Genomic DNA, 23,253 nt, shown 5'->3' with positions numbered 1-23,253 from the left:
TTTTGCTAAGGGATTAGCGCCGACCTTTTACGTACGAGAATGTTTAACATGACTAATACCCAGAGTATAGGCGCCCACATACTCGCCGCATTGCGCCAAAACCTCTGGCCCGGATTAATTTTGCAGGTGTTTGCCTGCGCAATTTTGTTAATCTATTTTTTTGTCCCCAGCGTTCAACCATTTTACGGATGGTTTAGCGCGCAAAAAAATCATTATGGCTTTGGCTATTCGTTTCTCGCTACGGCCTTATTTGGTGGCTGCATTCCTTTTATTTATTTATGGCGCAGCAAACGCTTAGCGCACGCACGCAATCCCCTCGGACTATTAATTTTTTACAGTGTGTTTTGGGGATTAAAAGGTATGGAAGTCGATTATTTTTATCGTTGGCAATCCGTTTGGTTTGGCACCGGGCATGATGTGTCGACCTTAGCGGCAAAGGTGGCCGTGGATCAATTTATTTACAGCGCACTTTGGGCTGCTCCCAGCATCACCCTTAGTTACTTATGGATGGAGCATGGCTATAGTTTTTCTGCGACCTGGCGTGCGCTCAATCGTCATTTTTTATTCACTACCCTGCCTACAGTTGTGCTATCCAATTGGTTGGTATGGATACCCGCAGTATCTATTGTTTATTCCATGCCGGAGGATTTGCAAATACCCTTGTTTAATTTGGTGTTGTGTTTTTGGGTATTAATTTTGGCGGTACTAAATAAGTCGGAGCGAGGGGCTTAGAAAGCGCTAGCACCTAGATTCAGTGATAATGAAGGCGTGTGTTAATCAAGTTGGGCTGTTTGATATATATCAGGCAGCCAATGTTCCATATAACCCTCAGGGCTGGCGAGCGCGCTAAAACCAAAGCGTGTATACAATTCATGCGCGTCTTTCGTCACTAAGCTAAAACGACGAAAGCCCTGTAGCTGCGGGTGCGAAAACAATTCCCTCATCAACCATTTGCTTAGTCCTTGGCCGCGATGTTCCTCAAGAATAAACACATCTGACAGATAGCCGAAAGTCGCAAAATCAGAAATAACACGGGCAAAGCCAACCTGCGCACCCGCTTGGGTGAAAACACCAAAGCACAGCGAGTTTTCAATAGCGTTTGTGAGAGTAGCGAGTGGAATGTCTTTAGCCCAATAGGACGATGCAAGGTAACGGTGAATAACGGTTATATCCATATCCGTTTTTTGCGAACTTATTTTATAGCCTTCAATCACCCTACTGCTCCCTCCTTAACCTCGGCCGTTAATTCAAACCAATTGCGCGCGTCGACGAATCAACTCACTCAACGCATGTATGTGATCGGGGCGATCATTCAGCGCAGCAATATAGTCGTAGCGCTCTCCGCCCGCTTCCATAAAGGTATGGCGATTTTCTACCGCCAATTCTTCCAAGGTTTCTAAACAGTCGGCACTAAAGGCGGGGGAAAGAATGGCGATATTTTTTACGCCCTGTGTTGGCAATTCGGTCAAGATCGCATCGGTGTAAGGTTTTAACCACTCTGCATAACCAAAGCGTGATTGAAAGCTGGTGAGATAGTCGTCTTTATCGAGCCCGAGCTTTTCTGCAACCAGACGCGTGGTTTTGATACAGAGGCAGTAATAGGGATCGCCTAACTCTAGATTGCGCTTAGGTGTTCCGTGATAAGAAAAAACAATTTTCTGTGGTTTGCCGTTGCTTGCAATATGCTCGCGCACTGAATTTGCAAGCGCGTCAATATAGAGCGCATCATCGCAATAATTATTGATGAAATGTAATTCTGGCACCCAGCGCCATTGGCTGAGCTCTTTGGCAACTGCATCAAAACTCGAACCGGTAGTAGGCGCGGCGTACTGTGGATAGAGTGGCAGTACAATAATTTTGCGCACCCCGGCAGCTTGAAATTCGCGCAGGGCGTTAGCGATGCTGGGATTGCCATAGCGCATGCCTAACTTTACGCTGAAGGCATCGCCCAGTTGTGTTTGTATTGCCGCTTCTTGCTGGCGACCAATCGCCAGTAGCGGCGAACCTTCGCTGGTCCACACACTTTGATAGAGTTTGGCGGATTTTGCTGGGCGGCGGCGCAAAATAATACCGTGCAAAATACATTTCCATACCAGCATGGGAATTTCGATTACGCGGGTATCGGATAAAAACTCGCCGAGGTAGCGCCGCAATGCTTTAGGGGTGGGTGCATCAGGTGTGCCTAAGTTAATCAGCAGCACACCAATTTTCGGCTGGGGCTTATTGGCGGCGTGAAATACCGGATCTATATCGTAATTGAGTGCGCGAAACTGAGACATGGCTAAATACCCTTACAAGAATCGCCACAACATACCTGCTCATGCAGTATAAATCCAGTCGCCGCGTGCGAGTCTGTAAATTCAAGTGATCGGGAGCTACAACGTCAGCGTAATTAAGGTAGGCACCTTTTTAATATATTCTCGCCCACCCAGATGAACAGCACTTATGGCGCCAAAAAATCCTACGCAAGCCATGCCCGCAAAGCTGTTTTACGATGGCAGTTGCCCGTTGTGTCGTCGGGAAATGCGGCTCCTCGCAAAGCTCAAATCTGCAGCCTTGCACTTGGTCGATATTCATAGCCTAGATTCACTGAACTCACTTGAGCGCGCTCAGCGTTTGCGACGCCTACATCTGCAACTTGCTGATGGGTCCTGGTGTTACGGCATAGAGGCCAATGTGCTCGCGTGGTCTTACACTCCGATTGGCTTTTTATGGCGCCCTTTGCGCTGGCGACTCTGGTCTGGATTGGTCGATTATCTCTATGAGCGTTGGGCAGAAAAACGCTACGCTAATCGCTACAGCTGTGGCCCTTGTAGTCTAAGCCGATAATATATTTGCATCCGAGCTATAGCCAATTTTAAATATTTTTAATCTGGATTTCTGAGGAGTTTGTAATGGCTGAACGCGCACTTATTTTCAGTTATAGCGATTGTGCTAATTATTTTGCGGGTACTACGGAAGAGCCCTTAGGGCAGAGTTCAGCAGCGCAATTACTTAAAAACAGCCTTGGAAAACCGCAAAAATTTCCTAGCCTCTACGCTGCCCAAAAAGCATTAGCGGCTTTGGGCTATGAACAAGGCTGGCTTGTGATGCACTCGCCCTACGATGAAATGCTGGGGAATGAAACGGCATCTCTGACGGAAATGCCGCTCAATTTAACACATACAGCCTGACTTATTTCCAGCGGAAAAATAGGATTTGAAAGCGGTACCGATTAGCTTGCTATATCCGCTAAAAAATCGCCGCTCGCAATCAAAGGTAAAGCGGCTGTACTTCGTTGATAAACATAAGTCCAAACCCATTCTCGCTCGCCATCGGTATGTTCCACTTGGACACGCTCGCGCTTGTATTCATCATCCGGTGAAGTTGGCGCGCTGCACTCCTCATAGTCATCCAGAATTGCTAAGGCTTCTGCAGAAGGTAATTCATAGACTTCGCCCTGTACCCAGCTATGGGTACAGGTGAGGCTCACCGCGGGGTAATAGCCCACGCGATATAGCTCAGCTTGAAGTCGCGCTGGTGCGATGAATTGTGCGGCGCTTAAAAAACGTTGATGGGCCCCTGTACTACAGGCGCGACGCAGCGTGCCGTAAACAAAAATACGCAGAGCTGAATTAGACATGGGCGTTACTCCTTTGTGAACTTTATTTCCTCGGTGACAATTGATAAATTTTCCCGTCTTGTTCGTCACTTAACAAATACACTAAACCATCTGGCCCCTGCACAACTGAACGAAAACGCTGTTTTAGCTCGCTCGCTAAGAGGCGTTCTTCGTGGGTAATTTTTTCACCGTCGACAACGAGACGCACTAAAGTTTTTGCTTTCAAGCTAGCGAGTAAAATATTATTTTTCCATTGGGGGAATTTGTCGCCCGTGTAAAAAATAAAACCAGCTGTCGCGAGCGAGGGCACCCATTTGTAGAGCGGTTGTTCCATACCTTTTTTATGGGTGCCTTCGCCAATTTTTCCTCCACCATAGTTTTCACCATAGGTAATCACCGGCCAGCCATAGTTTTTACCCGCGCGGTCGAGATTAATTTCATCGCCACCCTGCGGGCCATGCTCACCTGTCCACAGCTCTTGCGTGAGCGGGTTTAACGCGGCGCCTTGCATATTGCGGTGGCCGTAAGACCAAATTTCGGGCAGGGCGCCAGGGGTTTTTACGAAAGGGTTATCGGCGGGTACAGTGCCATCGGCATTAATGCGCACCACTTTACCGTGGTGATTGTTGAGTGTTTGAGCATCATCTTTTTCACTGTAGCGCTCGCCAAGTGTAATAAACAGGGTGCCATCAGCGGCCCATACCAAGCGCGAGCCAAAGTGGCCGCTGCTATCAATTTTTGGTTGTTGACTAAAAATACGTTTCACGTCGGTTAATGAGTTTTTACCTAAAACTGCACTGCTCACCGCTGTGCTATTGCCTTTACCCGTGGCTGCGGGCTCTGCATAGCTAAAATAAATTTTATGGCTGGTGGCAAAATCTTGCGCTAAGAGCACATCCAATAAGCCGCCTTGGCCTACGTGATCAATCACAGGTAGCCCGCTAATGGGCTCGCCCAGTTTGCCGTCCATATCAATAATACGGAGGCGTCCGGCGCGCTCCGTGACTAACATCTTGCCATTCGGAAGGAACACCATGCTCCAGGGATTATTCAGGCCCTGAGCGATAGTTTTCACCTGCAGTTTGCCGGTTTCTGTGGACACTTGCAGTGCATCTGATGTTTTTGCTGCGCTGTTTGGGCTGATGTCAGCGGCTACCTGTGTAGCTACTAACAGGGGCACTACAAGGGCGACGTAAAGGCTGAATGGACGCAGTGTCATGCTGAATTCCTTGGTGGTGAATGAGTAGTAAAAAATTTAACCCCTATGGAGCCTAGTGTATATTGGGTCTTTTAGGCGAAACTCTGCTGCAGAATTTCCATCAATACATTAAAAGGATCGCTCACGGCTATGGTTAAGCCCTGTATTTTAATCATTGAAGACAACCGCGAAATCCGCCTCACTGCGCGCTTTGTGCTAGAAGATTTTGGCTTTGTCATAGCGGAGGCCGAATCGCCCCAAGCCGCCATGGCGTGGCTAAAACACCAGAGTGCCGATGTGCTGTTGCTGGATATGAATTTTGGACTGGATACCACCTCGGGCGAAGAAGGATTACAGTTTTTAACTTGGCTCCAGCAACAGAGCCTCGATTTACCCGTTATCGCCATGACCGCTTGGTCCAATACGGCACTGGTGGTTAAGGCGATGCAATTAGGCGCGGGCGATTTTGTCGAGAAGCCTTGGCACAACCAGCGGTTACTTCAGGTTATTCAACAGCAATTAGAGCTACAGCGTTTAAGCCGCAATAATCGTGCCTTAAACCAGCGTTTGGCAGAAGTTCAGCCAGAATTGATTTGGCGCAGCGACCTTATGCAGCAGTTAATGGAGCAGCTGCGCGCGGTGGCCGCGACCGATGCCAATATTCTGTTAACCGGCGAAAATGGTACGGGTAAAAGTCAGCTAGCCCAATGGTTGCACCATCACTCAGCACGCGCGCAGCAACCTTTTATTGCGGTCAACATGGGCGCTATCCCGGAAACATTATTCGAAAGCGAAATGTTTGGTCATAAAAAAGGTGCCTTCACCGATGCGAAAGAGCAGCGCATAGGGCGATTTGAATTGGCTCAAAGCGGGAGTTTATTTTTAGATGAAATTGCCGCTATACCTATAACGCAGCAAGCCAAACTGCTGCGGGTATTGGAATCGGACGAATATGAAATGCTCGGTTCTAGCCACACCCAGCGCACAGATCTGCGCATTATCAGCGCCAGCAATGGCGATTTTGCGCAGCTCATGGCAGCAGGTGAATTTCGCCAAGATTTGTATTATCGCCTTAACACTTTAGAGTTTCGCTTACCTGCGCTGCGCGAGCGGCCCGCAGACATAGTGCCCTTGGCGCAATTTTTTATGCGCAAACACGGCCAGCGCTATCGCAAACCAGAATTAAGCCTCAGCCATTGCGCCTGCAAAGCACTGGAGGGCTACGCCTGGCCCGGCAATATTCGCGAGTTGAGTCACATGATGGAGCGCGCTGTGTTGTTAAGCACCCACACTATTCACTGTGGGGATCTGCAGAGCTCGGAGTTAAAAGCTGTGGAATTAAAAGGCATTGAATTAAACGCTAGGCAGCTCAACTTACCGCGTCAAATCGATATCGCAACAGTGGAAAAAAATACCGAGCAATTACCGGTGATGACTCTTGAGGCTGCGGAGCTTCAGCTTATCCAACGCGCGCTTGTTGAATGCGAAGGCAATAAACAAAAAACAGCAGATCGTTTAGGTATCACCAAGTCATCTCTCTATCGTCGTTTGGAAAAATATGATCTGGCGCAGTAAGTCCTTTGAAACCCAATTAACCCTTAGCTTTGGTCTTTGTTGGCTGCTGCAATTGTGTTGTTGTGGTTTTTTATTTTTAGTGCTGCCGTTTTGGCAAGCACTAGCAATTACTCTTTTTCTATCGAGTTTATTGTTGCTGTTGTTTAACGGCCTTTATCAACAATTTTTTACTGCCTTGCGCCGCGCTAGCGTGCAATTAGATGCCCTGCAGCAGCGGGACTACAGTCTTTTCGCCAAGGCGGATTATAGCGCGGGAAAGCTGGCAGAATTTCATCAACAGCTCAATGCGCTGGGCGCGGAGTTACAGCAACACAAAAGCAATTACGATCAACAGCAGTTTGTCCTCTATCGCTTAATTGATCAGTTAAATTCGCCTATTTTGGTGTTCGATGCACGCATGCAGCTGAGTTATGCCAATGGCGCCTTTGCGGATTTATTTGGCCGCCCTTGGCAAGCGTTGCGCCATGCGTCACCGCAGTTGCTGGGCTTAGTCTCGGCACCCGAGTGGCATTTTGTGGAGCCGCACAAAGCCCAGCAGTGGCAAATTCGCACTAGTCGTTTTCTTGATCAAGGGGTGAATCATCAGCTTCTGGTTTTTATTAATATTCAAGCGGCCTTGCGCGAAAGTCAGCTCGCGGCTTGGCAGCAACTCATTCGCGTATTGAGCCATGAAATTCGCAATTCGCTCACGCCCGTTGCTGCACTCACGGAGAATTTACTCAATAAAATAAGCGGTGAACGCGAGCAGCAAGCATTGCATTTAATTGGCGAGCGCTGCCAACATTTACAAGATTTTGTCAGCCGTTATGCTCAGCTGCACAAACCTTTGCAGGTGCAATTACAATGGGTAGAAAGCGCAATACTCTTACCGCGCTTGCAAGGCTTGTTTCCAAACCTCAGCCTAAGTACTAAGGCTATGCCGGAAAAACTTTGGTGTGACCCGATACTTTTGCAGCAGGTATTTATTAACCTTATTAAAAATGCAGCGGAAGCAGGTAGCGCAACTATTGAAATAAATTTTACTCAGCGCGAGCAGCAGCAAGAAATTCGCCTAGTGGACCGTGGCCAAGGTATAGCCAATCAAGAGAATTTATTTGTGCCCTTCTACAGCACCAAACAACAGGGACAGGGTATAGGGTTAAGTTTGAGTCGCCATATTATCGAGCAAATGGGCGGGCAACTAAGCCTCAACAATAACGCCAAGGGTGGTGGAGCTTGCGCGCTACTCTGTCTAGCGCGACCTATCTAATTAAGGGAGAAAGCGCTGTGGGGTTTTCAGGTGTTTAAAAAATACGCACGACTGTGGCTTACCTTGGCTTTTTTAATCAGCCTCTATTTGCTCGCCAATATTTTCGGTTTGCGCGAGCACTTATCGCTGGCCTATATTCAAACGAGTTTTAACAATCACTTTTGGTTAGGGGTTGTGATTTTTAGTGCGCTTTTTGCGCTCGGCAATCTTATTCAAATTCCCGGTTGGATATTTTTAGCCGCAGCAGTGCTGGCTCTTGGTAAGCTTTGGGGTGGTCTGGTCACTTATATAGCGGCGGTTTTCGCTTGCTGCGTTACCTATGGCGTTATTCGAGTGATGGGCGGTGCTGCACTGCGCGAATTAAAAACTCCCTTGGCGCAGCGCTTACTCGCGCGTTTAGATGCGCACCCACTGCAAACCTTGGTGCTCTTGCGCTGTATTTTTCAAACTGCCCCGCCGCTCAATTACACCCTCGCTTTAGCAGGGGTTGCGTTTAGACCCTATCTCCTCGGCACCTTGCTGGGCTTGCCCCTGCCCATCGCCGCTTACTGTGTTTTGTTTGATTTTTTAAAGACCTCTCTGCTGTAGCTTGTCCGATCTAGTTGAACGTCCGATTTCGAAATCGCGCGTCCGTTAGCGGACGGTTTTGCCTACACATTCATCTTAGAAAATAATAAGGCCATATAAATCAATGAGTTAATAGTTGGCATAAGGCTTGTAATGAGCTTTTATAAATGAAGTGTGTAAATGATGTTTGTCGCCGGTAATGCTAAGCAGAGACTGGGATAGCCTCGCTATAAACTTCAATTCATTGTTGAAAGCAACTCACGATCAAACCGAGGCGTAAACGCATTCCACTCTATGGATATTCTTAAACCCAAAGCGGCCTTCAGCCTCAAACGCAGATTCTTAATAGTTATGGCGTTATTGCTCTGTGTGGCGCTGTTCGGCAGCTGGTTATTGGTACCCCAGGGAGAGTACAAAATTGCACGCAGCCAGGTGCTCATAGGAACTGTTATGCGCGGTGATCTCGATTTGGTGGTGGACGGCTATGGTTTGTTACGCTCCTACAAACAACGTCTATTAACCGCGCTCACAGCCGCTACTGTGGCAGAAGTGTTATTGCGACCCGGTGCGCGGGTGGAGGCAGACACACTCATACTGCGCCTGAGCAATCCTGAACTCTTACAAGATGTTGAGCGCGCAGCTATGGCGCTCTCGCAGGAGCAAGCAAATTTGCGCCGCTTAAAATTGGATAACCAGCGTGCGCTCCTAGCTGAACAATCTAGCCTCGCGCAACTTAATGGCGATTTGCAAACCATTAAGCTGCGCGTTAATGCAGAGGAAAAATTAGCCGGTGGTGCGGTGTCGCAGCTCACCTACCAAACGTCGCGCTTGCAAGAACAGCAAACTCAAGCGCGGATGAAATTACAATTGCAGCGCATAGAACAATTGAAGGCGGTGATGGCGGAAGCGATCATTATTCAGCAGGAGCAAATTAATCAAGTCAATGCGCAACTGCACAGTATGCAAGAGCGAGCCGACCGCCTGCTGGTTAAGGCGGGCATGAGCGGTGTGCTGCAGCGTATGCCGGTAGCACTGGGCCAGAGTGTTATTGCAGGGCAAGAGCTAGCGCTTATCGGCAGCGATACAGATTTGATTGCACTGATTCGCGTGTCGCAATCCAAAGCCGAACAATTACACCTTGGGCAGCGCGCACAAGTTAATACGCGGCGCGAAACGGTCGCCGCTGAAGTAAAACGTATAGCGCCAGAGGTGAGCGATGGCACCATTGAGGTAGAGTTAGCATTTACGGCAGGCGTACCCACATCAGCGCGCCCAGAACTCAATGTAGATGCAAAAATCTTTACCGCGCAATTAAAAGATACGCTCTATCTAGAGCGGCCCATGAATGTACAACGCAACAGCCGCGCAACACTGTTTCGATTAAGTGCTGATGGTAAGCACGCCCACGCACAAGCTGTGTATTTTGGTGAAGATGCAGAGCGCTATATTCAAATTACCCGCGGCGCGCAAGCTGGCGAGCAGTTTCTCTTGTCCGACATGATGCGCTTTAAGGATGCGGAAGCGTTGCGCTTAATCGATTAATAAAAAAACCATATTCATTAAAAAGAGTAAAGGATTTAACATGAGTCAACTCACTTTAAAAATGTCCCAGATTACCAAAGTCTATAGCACCGAGGATATGGATACCCATGCGTTACGCGGAATCGACCTCGAAATTTATCAAGGCGATTTTGTCTCTATTTGCGGGCCCTCGGGTTGCGGAAAATCCACACTCCTATCACTGTTGGGGTTGCTCGATATGCCCACCAGTGGCAGCTATGCCATGGAAAGCATGGATGTAAGCCAGCTAAACCTGAGCGAGGCGGCCTATATTCGCAATGAAAAAGTGGGTTTTATTTTTCAATCGTTCAATTTAATCGATGAATTGTCGGTATTTGAAAATGTTGCGCTGCCTTTGCGTTACAGACGTAAAAAAATCAGTGAAAAAGCTATAGCTACCCGCGTCACTGACTGCTTAAAAATTGTCGACATGACCCATCGTGCTCAACACAAACCCAACCAGTTATCCGGTGGGCAGCAACAGCGTATCGCTATAGCCCGCGCCTTGGTTGGCCAGCCCTCACTCCTACTCGTCGACGAACCCACGGGTAACCTAGATTCACGCAACGGCGATGCGGTAATGGACATGCTGCAACAACTCAACGCCAGCGGCACCACCATTTGTATGGTAACCCACGACCCGCGCTACGCGGATATGGCAACGCGCAAGTTGCACTTGCTCGATGGAAAAATTATCGACACGCAAGAAAAAGTGGATGCAGCCTGATGATTAACAGGAGAGATTTTGCAGCTGCACTTTATTCGCTAGGTAAAGCAAAAGGCTACAGCCTCAGTATTGTACTTAGCCTTGGCATTACGCTAGGTGCTTTGGTCGCTATGTTTAATTTGAATTATCAAATTATTGCAGCGCCGCTGCCTTATCCGGATGCGGATCGCTTATTTATCGCCAAGCCCAATATTTATGTGGATGATCACTTGATGTATTCAGGCATTGTGTCCTATGCCGGTTTGGTGGAGGCCTATAAAACGGCAGAGGATTTTACCGAGCAGAAGGCGTTAATAAAATTTGATCGCAATATTATCCGCAGTTTGGCAGCGCGGCCAATGGTAGAGCTTGGCTATATGACGCCGGAATACCTCAGTATTTTGCAAGCACCTATGGCGTTAGGGCGCTATTTTACTGCAGCAGAAGGGCTTTACACAGATCAAGCGGTTGCGATTATAAGTTACCAAACCTGGCAGGATGAATTTAATCAAAACCCTAAAATTCTTACCGAGACGCTGCAGATAGGTGCGGTGAGTTTTAAGGTTGTCGGTGTGTTGGCGCCAGAGTTTATCGAACCTCAGCTAAATGGCATAGTTGCACCCACCGCTGTGTGGCTGCCGTGGGAATTTGGCAAGCCTAAAGGTGATGCGGGGTTACTGTGGCAGCAGTTTAAAAGTAACCAGCACATTATTGGCAAGCTGAAGCCACAGCAGTCAACTACTGCCGTTGAGCAAGCCATATCCCAATTAATAACCCAGCGTTATGTCGATGCATCACCAGCAGAATACGCTAGGGGTTTGCGTATTGAATTTAACCTGCAGAATTTTAAGCAAGCTATAGTAGGCGACGTGAAAGGGAGCCTACTCTTGCTGTTTGTTGGCGCCTTAGCGCTGCTGCTATTAGCACTGGTAAATATTACCAATTTGATTCTGGCGAGAATTGCCAATCAACAAAAAAACCTCGCAATACAAGCCGCTCTTGGCGCACAAAAATTTCATCTATTTAACGGCTTGTTGGCAGAAATACTCATCTTAGTTGCTATGTCTATGGCGGTAGCATTAATCGTCGCACACACTGGCTTGGCGCTACTGAAACAGTTTTTTGCCTACCAATTTCCACGTCTTGCTGAATTGCATCTGAGTGTTCCAAGTCTGGTTTTTAGTCTTTGTTGCAGTTTATTGCTTGCCTTTATTTTTGCACTGGCGGTGAGTAGGCATATTAACTACCGTGCCCTAAGTCAGTTATTGCAATCTGGTGGCAAGGGCACAGGTGTGCAAATCGCCGCCAAGGTGCGTGGTTTTTTAATACTGAGCCAGGTGATGTTTTCACTGCTGTTATTAATATTTAGCTTATATATATTTTCGCAGTCGCTCGCACACATATATCAACCGCTTGGATTTTCCACGGATGATGTTTACCAACTAAGTCTTAACAATGGCGAACAGGCGACCTATCCCATAAGCGCAAGAGAAAAGGCGGTAACGAAAGAGTTTAGCGAAAAATTGGCGCAAAGCCCTAAGGTAATCAGTACCAGTATTACCAATCAGGGGCCTATAGGTTCTAGTCAGGTGATTGATTTTCTATCTAACTCACCCGAATACCGGCTGACCGAGCAGGCAATATCGGTATTTACCGATAGAAATTATTTTGACTTGCTTGGCGTTGAATTGTTAAAGGGGCGGGCTTTCACCGCCAATGAATTCAATGATGGTGCTGCGGTAATGGTAATCAGTGAGGCCTATGCTCATAAATTACTGCACCTTATTCCTCAGCTGCACACTGAGTCTTCAACAGATGAAAGCGCCCCTATTGATATTGAAAAAGATAAAAAGCTATCCATAGATGCTGTATTGAACCAGCGCTTTTATTACCGCAATGGCGGTGAGGGGCGAGAGCTGCAAGAGGTAATCGGCATAGTTAAGGACTTCAATATTCCCAATTATCCTTATGCAGCGCAAATGTTTTTACCTGCGATAGCAAACTTCAACGAATCAGAGATTTTGGTGAAAGTAAAACCAGGTCAAACCCTCACTAAAGCCGAACTGAATAGTCTTTTGGAAACGATAGATGGCCAATATAGTCTTGCAGCGTTTAGTAGCATGGCGGACTTGCAGCGCGAGTTGCTTACACGGGATAGGCTTGCCGCTTACCTAACCTTGGTGTTAACGCTTTTAACTTTGGGGCTCGCTGCTATAGGCATTTATGGTGTGTTGAGTTATAGCGTTCGACTACGCCAATTTGAGTTGGGTATTCGCATGGCCATAGGCGCACAGCCCTATGGTATTTTTTCACAAGTAATGAAAGATAACCTTATACCTTTAGCTTCGGGAATAGGTTTGGGGCTGCTCAGTCTTATGGGTATGTGGTTGTGGTTGCAACAAACCACTTACACTTTTGAACCTAAGATAGCGCAGGTTCTAGTACCAATTGGATTAATAGCGCTGTTAATGACGCTTACCGCGTTGGTATCTGTGTGGTCGATTATTCGCAAGCCTGCCAGCTATGCGCTTAAAGGGAATTAACATGATTAACCGCAAGGATTTTTCGACTGCACTCTATTCCCTTTGCAAAGCAAAAGGCTACAGCTTCACTATCATTTTTACGTTCGGCATTACGCTGGGCGCATTAGTCGCCATGTTTAATTTGAATTATCAAATTCTAGCCGCGCCCTTGCCCTACCCCCATGAGGGTCGGTTGGTAAAAATTTATAGCGAGCGCTTACATAATAATCAAGTCGAAGAAAACAAAACGGCTCCCTTTCCTTTTTGGTATGAATTATATAATCGGCAGGATGCGTTCTTTGAACAAAAGGCCCTAATAAATTTCACCGTATCGGTAGAACGGCGCCTACCCGACAGCCCCACGCTCACTACCGCCAATAGCACACCCGAATTTTTAAATATGCTTAATGCGCCCATGGCGATGGGGCGTAGATTTAATGCTGACGAGGGTCTGTATAGCATGAGCCCTGTAGCCATTATTAGCTATCACACATGGCAGACAACGTTTGCAGCGGACCCAGACATACTCAATAAAACCATCAATATCATGGAGGTAGATTTTAAAATTATCGGGGTGCTGGCGCAGAATTTTATAGAGCCCAATATCTATCGGGCCGGCTGGAAAACTGATCTATGGCTCCCGTTTGATTACGACGACTATCCGCCGCCCTATCGCAAGCGCTGGGATACCAATTTCACCAGTACTATAGTGGTTGGCTTGCGAAACGAGAATTACCTTAATACCAAGGTGGAGCATCTACTCTCGACTTGGGCTGCCACTCGCTATAAAGAAGAAATCTATAGCTTTCCCGATTTTAAAAATAATGATATTCGTGTAGTTGTAAAACCCCTTAAGCAAGCCATAGTCGGCGAAGCGAGTAAACAAAGTATTTTAATGTTGGCTGCAGCCTGGGTCTTAGTGTTGATAGCGGCTGCAACTATCACCAATTTAATTCTCGCGCGCGCTGCAACACAGCAGCGCACGCAGAGTATTCAGGTGGCCTTAGGTGCGCAGCCCCGGCATATTTTTAGCGGGGTTTTTCATGAACTACTAAGTTTGATGTTGGCGGCCGCGCTTATGGCGCTTGCAGTGGCGGTTGGTATTTTGGCGCTCGTACAGCAGCTTGCAGTTGGGTTGCTGCCGCGTTTGCAAGAACTGCAGCTCAACACAATCACTGTGATCTTCACCTTGCTATTTTCACTGAGTATGGCTGTCATTTTCGCGGCTATTGTTAGCCATCAAATAAATTATCGAAAGTTAAATAGCCTATTGCAAAGCAGCGGCAAAGGGGTTGGCTTACAAATATCTGCCCGAGTGCGCAAATTGCTTATAGTGTCTCAGGTGACCTTAACCGGTATTTTATTGGCGGGGAGTTTAGGCGTTCTACAACAAGCGCTACAGCAATTGCGTCAACCTACGGGCTTTAATAGTGCTGATCAATATCAGGTGCGTATCAGTGTGGCTACGCTTTGGGCCAGCACTAGCCGTGAAGAACGCAGTAATTATTTTCACCAAATCGCACAAGAGCTTACTAAGAGCCCAAGGGTAATAGCCGTGGGTATTACATCTAACTCCCCCGTGGATTTTTTTACACCAGGTTATGAGTTTATTAGAACTGAATTTGGCCCCGCTGAAAAAATAAGCGCATTGCGTAGCTTGAGCAACGAATCATTTTTTAAGATTGTACAAATTCCGCTAAAGGCAGGCCGCTATTTTACCGATGAGGAAGCGCGTGCAAATATGCCATTCATGTTAATAAATGAAACCCTCGCCCAGCAGTTGCTCTCTTCAGCAGAGGCTGAGGAAAAAAGTTATGCCAGCCTGCTGGGTAAGGTTCTCTATAGAAGCCAAGATGATGCTACAGGCTATACAATTGTGGGTGTATTGCAGGATTTACGGCTTCCGGGTGTCGTGGAAATGCCTCGTTTTTATAAAGCGGAAATTGGCGATGGTGTGGAACTTGTGGTGCAGGTAAAACCCGGACAAATATTGGCGCCGCGCGATATCAATAAAATTTCTACTGCGATTAATCCGCAATTGAAAGTATTTGATATGCGCACCGCGGAATATTCCCTGAGCTTGTTAACCGCGCCCTATGAAACCGCCGCATGGCTAACGGCGGCCTTAGCGCTGCTCGCGTTATTACTTGCAGCCATAGGTATTTATGGTTTGTTAAGTTACAGCGTACAGCTGCGAAAATTTGAATTGGGTATTCGCATGGCGCTAGGCGCGCGTCCGGTCAATGTATTGACCCAAATTTTAAAAGATAACTTAGTGCCTGTGTGCGTTGGTCTATTACTCGCACTGATGACGGTCAGTATCCTCAGCCTGTGGTTGGAAAAAAGTGCTTATAGTTTCAGCGCTACCTTAAATTTAAGCCCCAGTTTAATGGGCTATATGCTGCCAGCTCTATTTATTCTCATGCTGACTAGCGCCACGTCTCTGCTTGCAGTCTGTAATATCATTCGCAAACCTGCCCAGTTTATGTTGAGTGGAAAGTGAGATTAAACGTGAAATGTAAAGTGGGAGACTTAGCCTCAGCGCTGGTGTTTAAGGTAAGCCAATGTTGTATAAGAGCGCTGAGCTATCGCAGCGAGTGAAAGGGATGTAAAGACATGCTAACAGGTGAGGGTGGAACCTTTTAGTTGAAAGCTAAGTATAGCTGCTAGTACAATCCGCCTGTTTTTGTGGATCTCATATCTTAATTAAAGGATGCAATATGAAAAATCTGGCAGTGGCAGCAGTATTATCTTTAGTCGCAGCTTCAGCAGTTGCGGATAATCGTGCTAATAGCGGTTATTACGTGGGTGGTGGTGTATCTGATGTAAGAATGCGTTTTGATGAGGGCTCTTCGCTCGATTGGACCGCATTTGAAGCTATAGGCGGCTATAAGCACAGCCCTTATGTGGGCGGTGAAGTGCGCCTCGGTTATGGTTCTGATGATATGGACCTGCTGTATAGTTCTTTCTACTATCGCACTGAAAGTACTAACGAAACAGCCAAAACCTATCTTTTGTTTGGCTATAGTTTTGGCGTACTCAATATAGATGCAGATCCCGGTGAAGATGACACCGTAAGTTTAAGTGGTTTTTCTTTTGGTGCGGGTGTGGGCTTTCCTGTTTCATCACGTTTAAATGTAAATTTAGAATATCGCATGATTATGAATGGCAAAGCTAAATATGAAGGCGATAGTATCAATATGGAATTAGGTGGTCTTGCACTTAATGTGGATTATCGCTTTTAATCCCATCCAATATTGAAACCGGTAATTCCCCTAGTAGGAGAATTACCGGTTTAATTTCCCCGCAGTGGCTTACTTAATACAGCCCGTAGTTTTTCAACCTAATCCGTTTCTGTTAATTTCCTCTCCCAACACCTTGCAATGTTGATAGCTTACACAATCGACTAGGTGGTCATTAACCATTCCCGCTGCTTGCATGAACGCATAGCAGATTGTGGAGCCGACAAAGTTGAAACCTTTTTTCTTGAGGGCTTTGCTCATGGCGTCGGAAATCTCAGTGCTGGATTTGGCATCGGCGAGTGAGCGGAGTTTGTTTTGAATGGGTTTGCCATCGACAAAGCTCCATAAGAATTCACTGAAAATTTCACCGTCTTTGTGCATGGCTAAATATGCCTTGGCATTTTTGATGGTGCTTTCTATTTTTAAACGATTGCGAATAATGCCTTCGTTGAGCATCAGTTTTTCAATTTTTGCGGGGGTATAGCGCGCAATTTTTTCGGGATTGAAGTTGTCGAAGGCAGCGCGGTAGTTTTCGCGTTTGCGCAGTACAGTAATCCAAGATAGACCTGCTTGAGCGCCTTCTAAAATTAATAGCTCGAATAATTTTTGCGAATCATAGAGGGGTATACCCCATTCATGGTCGTGATAGTCGCAGTAGAGTGGGTCTGTGCCGCACCAGTTGCAGCGTTTTGGTTCTTGCGTGTTCATAGCAGCTCCTTGTCAATTTATGTGAACCCGAGTGTTTTAAATTTGCTATCTGTACATCTATTGGTTATTCGCTGAAGTTGCTGCAATCGCAGCGGTTTCTTGCGCGCATCTTTCCTTCACTAATTGCAGATAGTGTTTAAGGCTTTTTGCATCCTGAGTAGAAAAGTTATCGGTGCTGATAATAATGCTTTGAATACGGTCGAGGCGAAAGGTGCGGTAGTCGTTGCGTAACTGACACCAAGCGACAAGCGTCCATACTTTGCCCCAAAAAATCATGCCGAGGGGCTCTATGTTGCGCGCGGAGGCTTGGCCATCGGCACGTATATAGTTGATTTCCACACACTGATGTAGGCGAATAGCTTCGCGTAGGGGTTGGCTGTGGGCAGTGTAGTATTTTTGCACTTCTTCCATGTTGGGCACGAGCAGCGGCAGGTTTTCATCACTGTGGCGCAGGTGGTCGGGTAAGACTGCGAGAATTTTTTGAATAGCTTGGTTGGCGTGAATGGCCATATCGCTGTCGCCCCAGCTGCTTACCATGCGCGCACCCAGCAACAGCGCTTCTACCTCTTCGCGATCAAACATCAGCGGTGGCAATTGATAGCGGTGCGAGAGCCGATAGCCCACCCCTGCTTCACCTTCAACAGGAACACCGGACAGACTTAAGGACTGGATATCGCGGTAAATGGTGCGCTCAGATACACGCAGATGCTCGCTCAGCTGTTTGGCGGTGAGCACCGTGCGGCGATTGCGCAGTAGCGTTGTGAGTTGAAACAGGCGTTCGGCGCGGTGCATGGGCGACTCGCTGCAGTTGAGTAGAATAATGAGTGCCCAGTTTAGCGGGAATTGTTGACAGTTTATGTCAGTAGGGGGATTAAATCCTCTTTGCTTGGCGCCTAATAGCGACAAATTCCAACACTAAAAGCCGCCGGAATCGGGTCGCCTGTGCTACCTTATTGGTGTTCCCTGCGTGTTTGACAATAACAAGGCGAGTTTATGCAGACTTTTTATCCCGAAATAAAACCCTATCAACGTCACCAAATTGCCGTGGAAGCCCCTCACGAACTCTATGTAGATGAATCAGGCAACCCTGACGGCATTCCCGTGCTCTTTGTTCACGGTGGCCCTGGTGCTGGCTGTGGTAAATACGATCGTCGCTTTTTTGATCCAGAGCTCTATCGCATCATTCTGTTTGATCAACGCGGTGCGGGTCGCTCGCGCCCCCACGCGGAACTGAGCAACAACACCACGCCAAAGCTCGTTGAAGACATGGAAGCCATTCGCACCAGCCTCGGCATTGATAAGTGGGTATTGTTTGGCGGGTCCTGGGGTTCGACGCTCAGCTTGGTCTATGCCGAAACCCACCCTGAGCACGTTTTGGGTATGGTGTTGCGCGGCATCTTCTTATGTCGCGATGAGGATCTAAATTGGTTCTATCAAGAGGGTGGCGCTAGCCGTCTTTTCCCCGATTACTGGGAAGACTTTGTGCAGCAAATTCCCCCGCCGGAACGTCGCGATGTGATGGGTGCCTATTACCGCCACCTCACCAGCGAAAATCAGATTATGCAAATGTCTGCCGCTAAGGCTTGGGCATTGTGGGAAGGCCGCACAGCCACCCTCAAGCCTTGCCAAGATGTGGTGGATTCTTTTACCGAGCCACATCGCGCCCTGTCGCTGGCGCGTATCGAAGCCCACTACTTTATCAATCACACCTTTATGGAAGAGGATCAGATTCTACGCAACGCCGACAAACTTGCCGGTATACCGGGGGTGATAGTTCACGGTCGCTACGATGTCATCTGCCCACTCGATAACGCCTATGCCCTACACAATGCTTGGCCGGGTTCTGAACTTATTATTATCCGCGAAGCTGGGCACGCTTCGCGCGAGCCGGGCATAGTCGATGCGTTAGTGCGCGCGACTGACGAAATGGCGCGCGACATTTTAAAAACAGAAGATCGCTCGGCTTAAAAAAGCACTGCAATCTCATCGACAATAGGCGCTTAGGCGCCTATTTTTTTGCATAAAAAAACCAGCCCGAAGGCTGGTAAATAGTGAGTTAAACCTAGGGCATCCCTGTCCTTGTATTGATTTTCAAACTTCTGCTTTTTACGCAAACTTCTGTATTAAGCGCAAAGTGGTAGGTCGTTAAAAAGAAGGTAAGCGACCAAAGCTACAGCTCAATTCAGGTTCTTTGTTTCCGGGAAGATAGAAGTTCCCGGTGCCGCTTATATTGAAGCTATAAGACGCTGCCGTTGCATTGGGTGCACGTCCGGCAATTTCACCTACACGGTCGGGTGCGGCAAAAAAGTAGGTGTACCAATCGTTGTTGTTGCCATCTTTAGAAAGGCTTTCATTTACTAGCGCTTTGCCATCGGTGCTCGCAAGGTTGCGCGGTATGGCTCGCGCCCCAGTACCTGGATAAGCTTCGGTCCAAGTAATTAATGCGCTCCAATTTTTTCCTTTATACACAGTGTCTGCAGCCCACGCCTTTTCAGCGTTATAAGCGCCAATAGTCCCAGGGTGATAGCCCGTGTTAGTCACTTTAATGGTGGCTTTCCAGGTGTTTGCTGCTTGCTCTATGCCGATAAATTCACATTTAGCGAGTGCATTAGTGAACAGAATGTCAATGGTGTCGGTCTCTTGCGGGTCGCTTGAGCCGGTGGTTAGGGTCATGGTGTTCGGCCCAAATTTGATATTGTGAATATTATTATCTCGGGTGCTAAGTTGCTCCAAAAACAGGCTACCGCGACAGCAGTTTTGGTTGCCAATATATCCGGGCACGACAACATCGTTTATCTTAAATAACAGCGCATCATCCGGCGTGGTGGTGTTATTAAAGTAATTAATAGTAGTGGCACCCATGCTTCCCATGGCATCAGTGCCGTAGAAGAAGGCATTGCGCAGATCGCTGTGAAAGCGCACTAGCTTAGGTTTAGGGTCGCCACAGGTTGCACCTGAAATGAGTGGGATAGCCGCAGGTGTATTAGTGGTCCCATTAGGTGCGGCACCGGCATTACCGTGCAACCCAATTACCAGCGTGACGCCAGCGGCTATATTTTTATTCCAGTCTTTACCCGTGAGGCGATACTTGCCATTACCGAGGTTGGCGACTTCGGCATCCCAAGAGCCAGTGGTGCTCCAAGAGCCTGTGCTGTCCGAAAAGCCAAGCTTCGTACCTGTGGCGTAGTCCAGATCAACACTCCAGCCATTTAAGGCTGAATTTTTGGTGTTTTGAATAGCGATTTGGCCCTGCCAAGTATTGTTCCAAATATTGGTTTCCAAGGTCTTTTTGTAGGCGCAAGACGCTGTGCTTACAACGGTTTTGGTGACAGTAATAGTGGCGGGTGCCGAGCTTACGCCTGCGCGAGTCATGGTGTAGGTGAAACTGTCACTGGTGGTAAAGGTGCCGCCGCCGGTGTAAACCGCTACGCCATTGGTAATGGTGACGCTGCCTTTAGTGGGGGCGCTGAGAATGGTGAAACTATCACCCGTTACTGCACTATTAAGTGCTTTTAGATCGAGGCTGCCGCCGTTGCCACTGGTGATATTAATACTTCCAGCTTGAGCATTGATGCCGCCACAGGACTGAGGCTTACGACCCGAACCCATTTCATCCATATAGGCACTTGCCCATGCCAAGGGTGAGTTCCAATTAATGGTGACCTCGTTGGTAGAAAAGGCTTTGGCATTATCCATATAGCAGCGCAGTGAAATGCAGCCCGCTAAATTGGCCTTGGCTTCATCGTCTTCCTTCCCTGCATTGGGGCCGCCAACTACAACACCGGCTGGAACCTTGTTAATGGCGCTCCAAAAGCGATGATGCGGGCGCGATACTGGGTCGGCGCCGTAGCCGGTCACATAGGAATAATCCATCGGGTTGCGCCCCAACAGATAGCCCATGGCATTGTGAATACCATTGCTTAAGTCTGCGTCGGGTGTGCCGCCAGTACAGCTAAAGTCACGCGCTAAGCCCATCACAATAATATTGTTAAGCACATTGGCATTAGAGCCCCAGTAGGCAGCGGCAGCGCTGCTGGAGTTAAACGGCACCCCAAAGCTGCTTTGAGTGATGCTGGCGTAGGTCGTTGCTTGGATCTTGATCGCGGTACGAGCACTGCTAATCCAGGTTGGGTCTGCGCCTACACTCGCGCCGACTGTTGCCAGTGACATCACACCTAACGCACTGGTTTTTTGCCAGCTCATGCTGGTTTGGCCGTTAAAGGGAATTTGTAGGTGATAGCTGCCGGCCGTGCTCATCTCAGTCGCGTAACTACTATGGTTGTAGGCAGTTTCGCTCGGGTCGATGGTCGCAAGGTAAAGCTCGCTCGCCGCCCAGTAGCGTTCATCACTAGTATCAGCGTCAGGATACTCACCGCCGCCCTGATTATTGCTGCTTGGTGAGGCAATAAAACCATTGTTTTTAGCCGCGTTAAAGGCTGTTACCGCCGCGTTCAAACATTTTTGCGCAAAAACCGCATCATAGGCTTTAAAGGTGCGGTAGCACTGGGCACCCACGGCCGCTAAGTTGTAAGTCGCCGCGGTAGAAACAGCCTTAATGTGACGAGGGTTGGCTGCAGCTGTTGCATTGACGGGGTTGAAGGCGCCATCGGTCCAGGCGTCATCGTGCATTTTGTCGTAGACCATGCCTGCATTAGCAAAGCCGGTAGGAACTTGCATTTTCAACATCCACTCAATTTCCCAGCGCGCTTCATCGAGCAAATCTGGCAGGTTATTGGTTTTTTCGCTGGTGGGTAACTTCATGCTTCCTAGGCCGAAGTCGCTGCTATTCGCCCCTAAGTGACGCGCGCGCTCAAATTGGTTGAGCAGCGTCCATACCGAAATACCGGCATTGACCACATACTTGCCGTGATCGCCCGCATCGTACCAACCGCCAGACACGTCTACATTTGCGCGGAGACCGTCGGCTGTACTCAGTTTATTGTCATAGACATGTGCGGCTGCACGCGCAAAGTCTGCACCCACAATACTCGCCTCTATCGGGGTCCCCACGCGGTTGTGATAGAAGTAGCTCAGTGCATCATATTTTAGGTTGGCGTAGAGATTAGCCCCAATACTGAACTTATGGCTGCTCAGCACTTGGGTGCCTTCAGTAACGTCTAATACATAATCAGTGCCGCTGGCTGTTACGCTAGAGAAGTTAATGCGATGCACATAGAGACCAGAGGCTGCATCCACTGCACCGCCCGCAATGGTCTGCCCGCTAGCCACTTGCACGCCGCCTTTCTTCAATACCCAAGCGCGTGCGCTATTGGTATTGGTTGCAGCGGTGGGCAATATATAGGTGGCAGATTTATCCAAGTTGGGTAAATAACCCACTTGATTGACCACCACTTTATGCGGAACACGTGCTGCCGGTTTGTTGTAGGCGGGGTCGTTTACTTCTAAATCGTCGAAGCACACCTGAGCATTTAGCGGTAAATCACCTAGTTGAAAGCCAAAATGTATTCCGCTTTGTGCCGCAGAATTGGCCGGATGAATGTAAGTAAAGCTTAAATTATTGTTGGTAATCGCATTGGCTGAAACACTAGGGAGAATATTGGTGGTGTTGCCGCTGGTAGTAAAAACATAGGGTGGCGCAGTTAAATCTAGGCCTACATAAATAGCGGGTACAGCTGTTGGCGACCAAACTTTGCCCTTAAGTGTGTAGGTATGGCCCGGCTGCAAGGTTAAGCCTTCCTGCCGCACCGCAAATTCATATTTTTCTTTATTATTTTTTTTGGCAATTGTTATGCAATAGGCGCCATCGGTTGTTGAAATGTCCATTACATTGTTCAGATTCCAGCCATTACTGGTAACCCAGTTAGCCGTGCCACTGGCAAAGTCGCCATTGTAAATAAGGCTGTGCTGTTCATCGGCTGGGGTTATAGCTGCTTGGGTTGTCATGCTACTCAGCAAAAGTCCGCTAAGCAGCGTTCGCCACGAATTTCGATTAAAAGGATTCATACAAGGCTCCTTGGTTTGTGCCATTGAGGTAAGGTGATTGTTATTAGGATTCCGTGCTCAGTTGGATTTTCGAATTGAAATTTATGTTTTTGAAAACACCTTGAGCACAGCGCAGCGATAGTGGCGATTAATCCATTTGGCGTCGTCAAAGTTTCTGCGCGTGCTGAATGTGAACGTTCAACTATCCGTCTGTAGAAAGTTGAATCATGGCTAAGTGATTGATTTGTGGTGTGGAGGGATGATCTATGTGCCGTATTATGCTGAATCGATTCTTTTAAAAAAAATGTAAATAAGCGTAAGCGTCCCTGAAAGTAATTTTTTAGGAAGTTTACCTTTAGCCACAATGAAGTCTGAACTATAG

Annotated in this window: 19 protein-coding genes; 12 read left to right on the top strand and 7 right to left on the bottom strand. The window is 47.8% G+C overall.

Annotated elements, in window-relative coordinates:
* The first annotated feature begins 48 nt into the window (after window positions 1-48).
* Window positions 49-732, top strand: coding sequence for a hypothetical protein (locus AC0KUT_RS20200; RefSeq protein ID WP_488832381.1), 684 nt, complete (start codon window positions 49-51; stop codon window positions 730-732).
* Between the two features lie 41 nt (window positions 733-773).
* On the opposite strand, the gene AC0KUT_RS20195 is transcribed toward AC0KUT_RS20200, so the two are convergent.
* On the bottom strand, window positions 774-1,214 hold the full coding sequence (locus tag AC0KUT_RS20195) for a GNAT family N-acetyltransferase (RefSeq protein WP_488832379.1): 441 nt from the start codon (window positions 1,212-1,214) through the stop codon (window positions 774-776).
* Between the two features lie 33 nt (window positions 1,215-1,247).
* Complete coding sequence (hemH, locus tag AC0KUT_RS20190; protein ID WP_488832377.1) at window positions 1,248-2,279, bottom strand: ferrochelatase; 1,032 nt, start codon at window positions 2,277-2,279, stop codon at window positions 1,248-1,250.
* 166 nt (window positions 2,280-2,445) lie between these two features.
* Here hemH and AC0KUT_RS20185 point away from each other — a divergent pair, with 166 nt between their 5' ends.
* Entirely contained in the window at window positions 2,446-2,829 is a 384-nt protein-coding gene (locus AC0KUT_RS20185; protein WP_488832376.1) for a thiol-disulfide oxidoreductase DCC family protein, read from the top strand.
* Between the two features lie 65 nt (window positions 2,830-2,894).
* Window positions 2,895-3,173, top strand: coding sequence for a DUF6482 family protein (locus AC0KUT_RS20180; protein WP_488832375.1), 279 nt, complete (start codon window positions 2,895-2,897; stop codon window positions 3,171-3,173).
* A gap of 41 nt (window positions 3,174-3,214) precedes the next feature.
* Here the strand turns inward: AC0KUT_RS20180 and AC0KUT_RS20175 are convergent, their stop codons facing one another.
* On the bottom strand, window positions 3,215-3,622 hold the full coding sequence (locus tag AC0KUT_RS20175; RefSeq protein WP_488832373.1) for a gamma-glutamylcyclotransferase family protein: 408 nt from the start codon (window positions 3,620-3,622) through the stop codon (window positions 3,215-3,217).
* Window positions 3,623-3,644: 22 nt separating this feature from the next.
* A complete protein-coding gene (locus AC0KUT_RS20170; protein ID WP_488832371.1) occupies window positions 3,645-4,820 on the bottom strand; it encodes a PQQ-dependent sugar dehydrogenase in 1,176 nt (391 codons plus the stop codon).
* 129 nt (window positions 4,821-4,949) lie between these two features.
* Between AC0KUT_RS20170 and AC0KUT_RS20165 the strand changes: the two genes are divergently transcribed.
* The 8 genes from AC0KUT_RS20165 to AC0KUT_RS20130 all read left to right on the top strand — a co-directional run bounded on the left by AC0KUT_RS20165 (window position 4,950) and on the right by AC0KUT_RS20130 (window position 16,223).
* A complete protein-coding gene (locus tag AC0KUT_RS20165) occupies window positions 4,950-6,374 on the top strand; it encodes a sigma-54-dependent transcriptional regulator (RefSeq protein WP_488832369.1) in 1,425 nt (474 codons plus the stop codon).
* On the top strand, window positions 6,358-7,623 hold the full coding sequence (locus AC0KUT_RS20160) for a sensor histidine kinase (RefSeq protein WP_488832368.1): 1,266 nt from the start codon (window positions 6,358-6,360) through the stop codon (window positions 7,621-7,623). The genes AC0KUT_RS20165 and AC0KUT_RS20160 overlap by 17 nt, the downstream gene beginning before the upstream one ends.
* Before the next feature lie 30 nt (window positions 7,624-7,653).
* Entirely contained in the window at window positions 7,654-8,211 is a 558-nt protein-coding gene (locus AC0KUT_RS20155) for a VTT domain-containing protein (protein ID WP_488832366.1), read from the top strand.
* 273 nt (window positions 8,212-8,484) lie between these two features.
* On the top strand, window positions 8,485-9,732 hold the full coding sequence (locus AC0KUT_RS20150; RefSeq protein WP_488832364.1) for an efflux RND transporter periplasmic adaptor subunit: 1,248 nt from the start codon (window positions 8,485-8,487) through the stop codon (window positions 9,730-9,732).
* A 40-nt stretch (window positions 9,733-9,772) separates the two neighbouring features.
* Window positions 9,773-10,477 (top strand): ABC transporter ATP-binding protein, encoded by a 705-nt coding sequence (locus tag AC0KUT_RS20145; RefSeq protein ID WP_488832362.1) that lies wholly within the window; start codon window positions 9,773-9,775, stop codon window positions 10,475-10,477.
* Window positions 10,477-12,999 (top strand): ABC transporter permease, encoded by a 2,523-nt coding sequence (locus AC0KUT_RS20140; protein WP_488832360.1) that lies wholly within the window; start codon window positions 10,477-10,479, stop codon window positions 12,997-12,999. The genes AC0KUT_RS20145 and AC0KUT_RS20140 overlap by 1 nt, the downstream gene beginning before the upstream one ends.
* A 1-nt stretch (window position 13,000) precedes the next feature.
* Window positions 13,001-15,481 carry an ABC transporter permease gene (locus AC0KUT_RS20135; protein ID WP_488832359.1) on the top strand — a complete coding sequence of 827 codons (2,481 nt, stop codon included), beginning with the start codon at window positions 13,001-13,003 and terminating at the stop codon, window positions 15,479-15,481.
* A gap of 217 nt (window positions 15,482-15,698) precedes the next feature.
* Window positions 15,699-16,223, top strand: a complete 525-nt coding sequence (locus AC0KUT_RS20130; RefSeq protein WP_488832357.1) for a porin family protein — start codon at window positions 15,699-15,701, stop codon at window positions 16,221-16,223.
* Between the two features lie 93 nt (window positions 16,224-16,316).
* On the opposite strand, the gene AC0KUT_RS20125 is transcribed toward AC0KUT_RS20130, so the two are convergent.
* Together AC0KUT_RS20125 and AC0KUT_RS20120 are read right to left on the bottom strand one after the other, a co-directional pair.
* Entirely contained in the window at window positions 16,317-16,928 is a 612-nt protein-coding gene (locus AC0KUT_RS20125; RefSeq protein WP_488832355.1) for a DNA-3-methyladenine glycosylase I, read from the bottom strand.
* Between the two features lie 57 nt (window positions 16,929-16,985).
* Window positions 16,986-17,720 (bottom strand): helix-turn-helix transcriptional regulator, encoded by a 735-nt coding sequence (locus tag AC0KUT_RS20120; protein ID WP_488832353.1) that lies wholly within the window; start codon window positions 17,718-17,720, stop codon window positions 16,986-16,988.
* A 201-nt stretch (window positions 17,721-17,921) separates the two neighbouring features.
* Here AC0KUT_RS20120 and pip point away from each other — a divergent pair, with 201 nt between their 5' ends.
* Window positions 17,922-18,896 (top strand): prolyl aminopeptidase, encoded by a 975-nt coding sequence (gene pip / locus AC0KUT_RS20115; protein WP_488832351.1) that lies wholly within the window; start codon window positions 17,922-17,924, stop codon window positions 18,894-18,896.
* A 177-nt stretch (window positions 18,897-19,073) separates the two neighbouring features.
* Here pip and AC0KUT_RS20110 read toward each other — a convergent pair whose 3' ends face one another.
* Window positions 19,074-22,892 (bottom strand): glycoside hydrolase family 9 protein, encoded by a 3,819-nt coding sequence (locus AC0KUT_RS20110; protein ID WP_488832349.1) that lies wholly within the window; start codon window positions 22,890-22,892, stop codon window positions 19,074-19,076.
* Between the last annotated feature and the right edge of the window lie 361 nt (window positions 22,893-23,253).

The organism is Cellvibrio sp. 25HG11W-0 (assembly GCF_057815475.1).
This window is presented reverse-complemented; position numbering and strand designations above follow the sequence as displayed.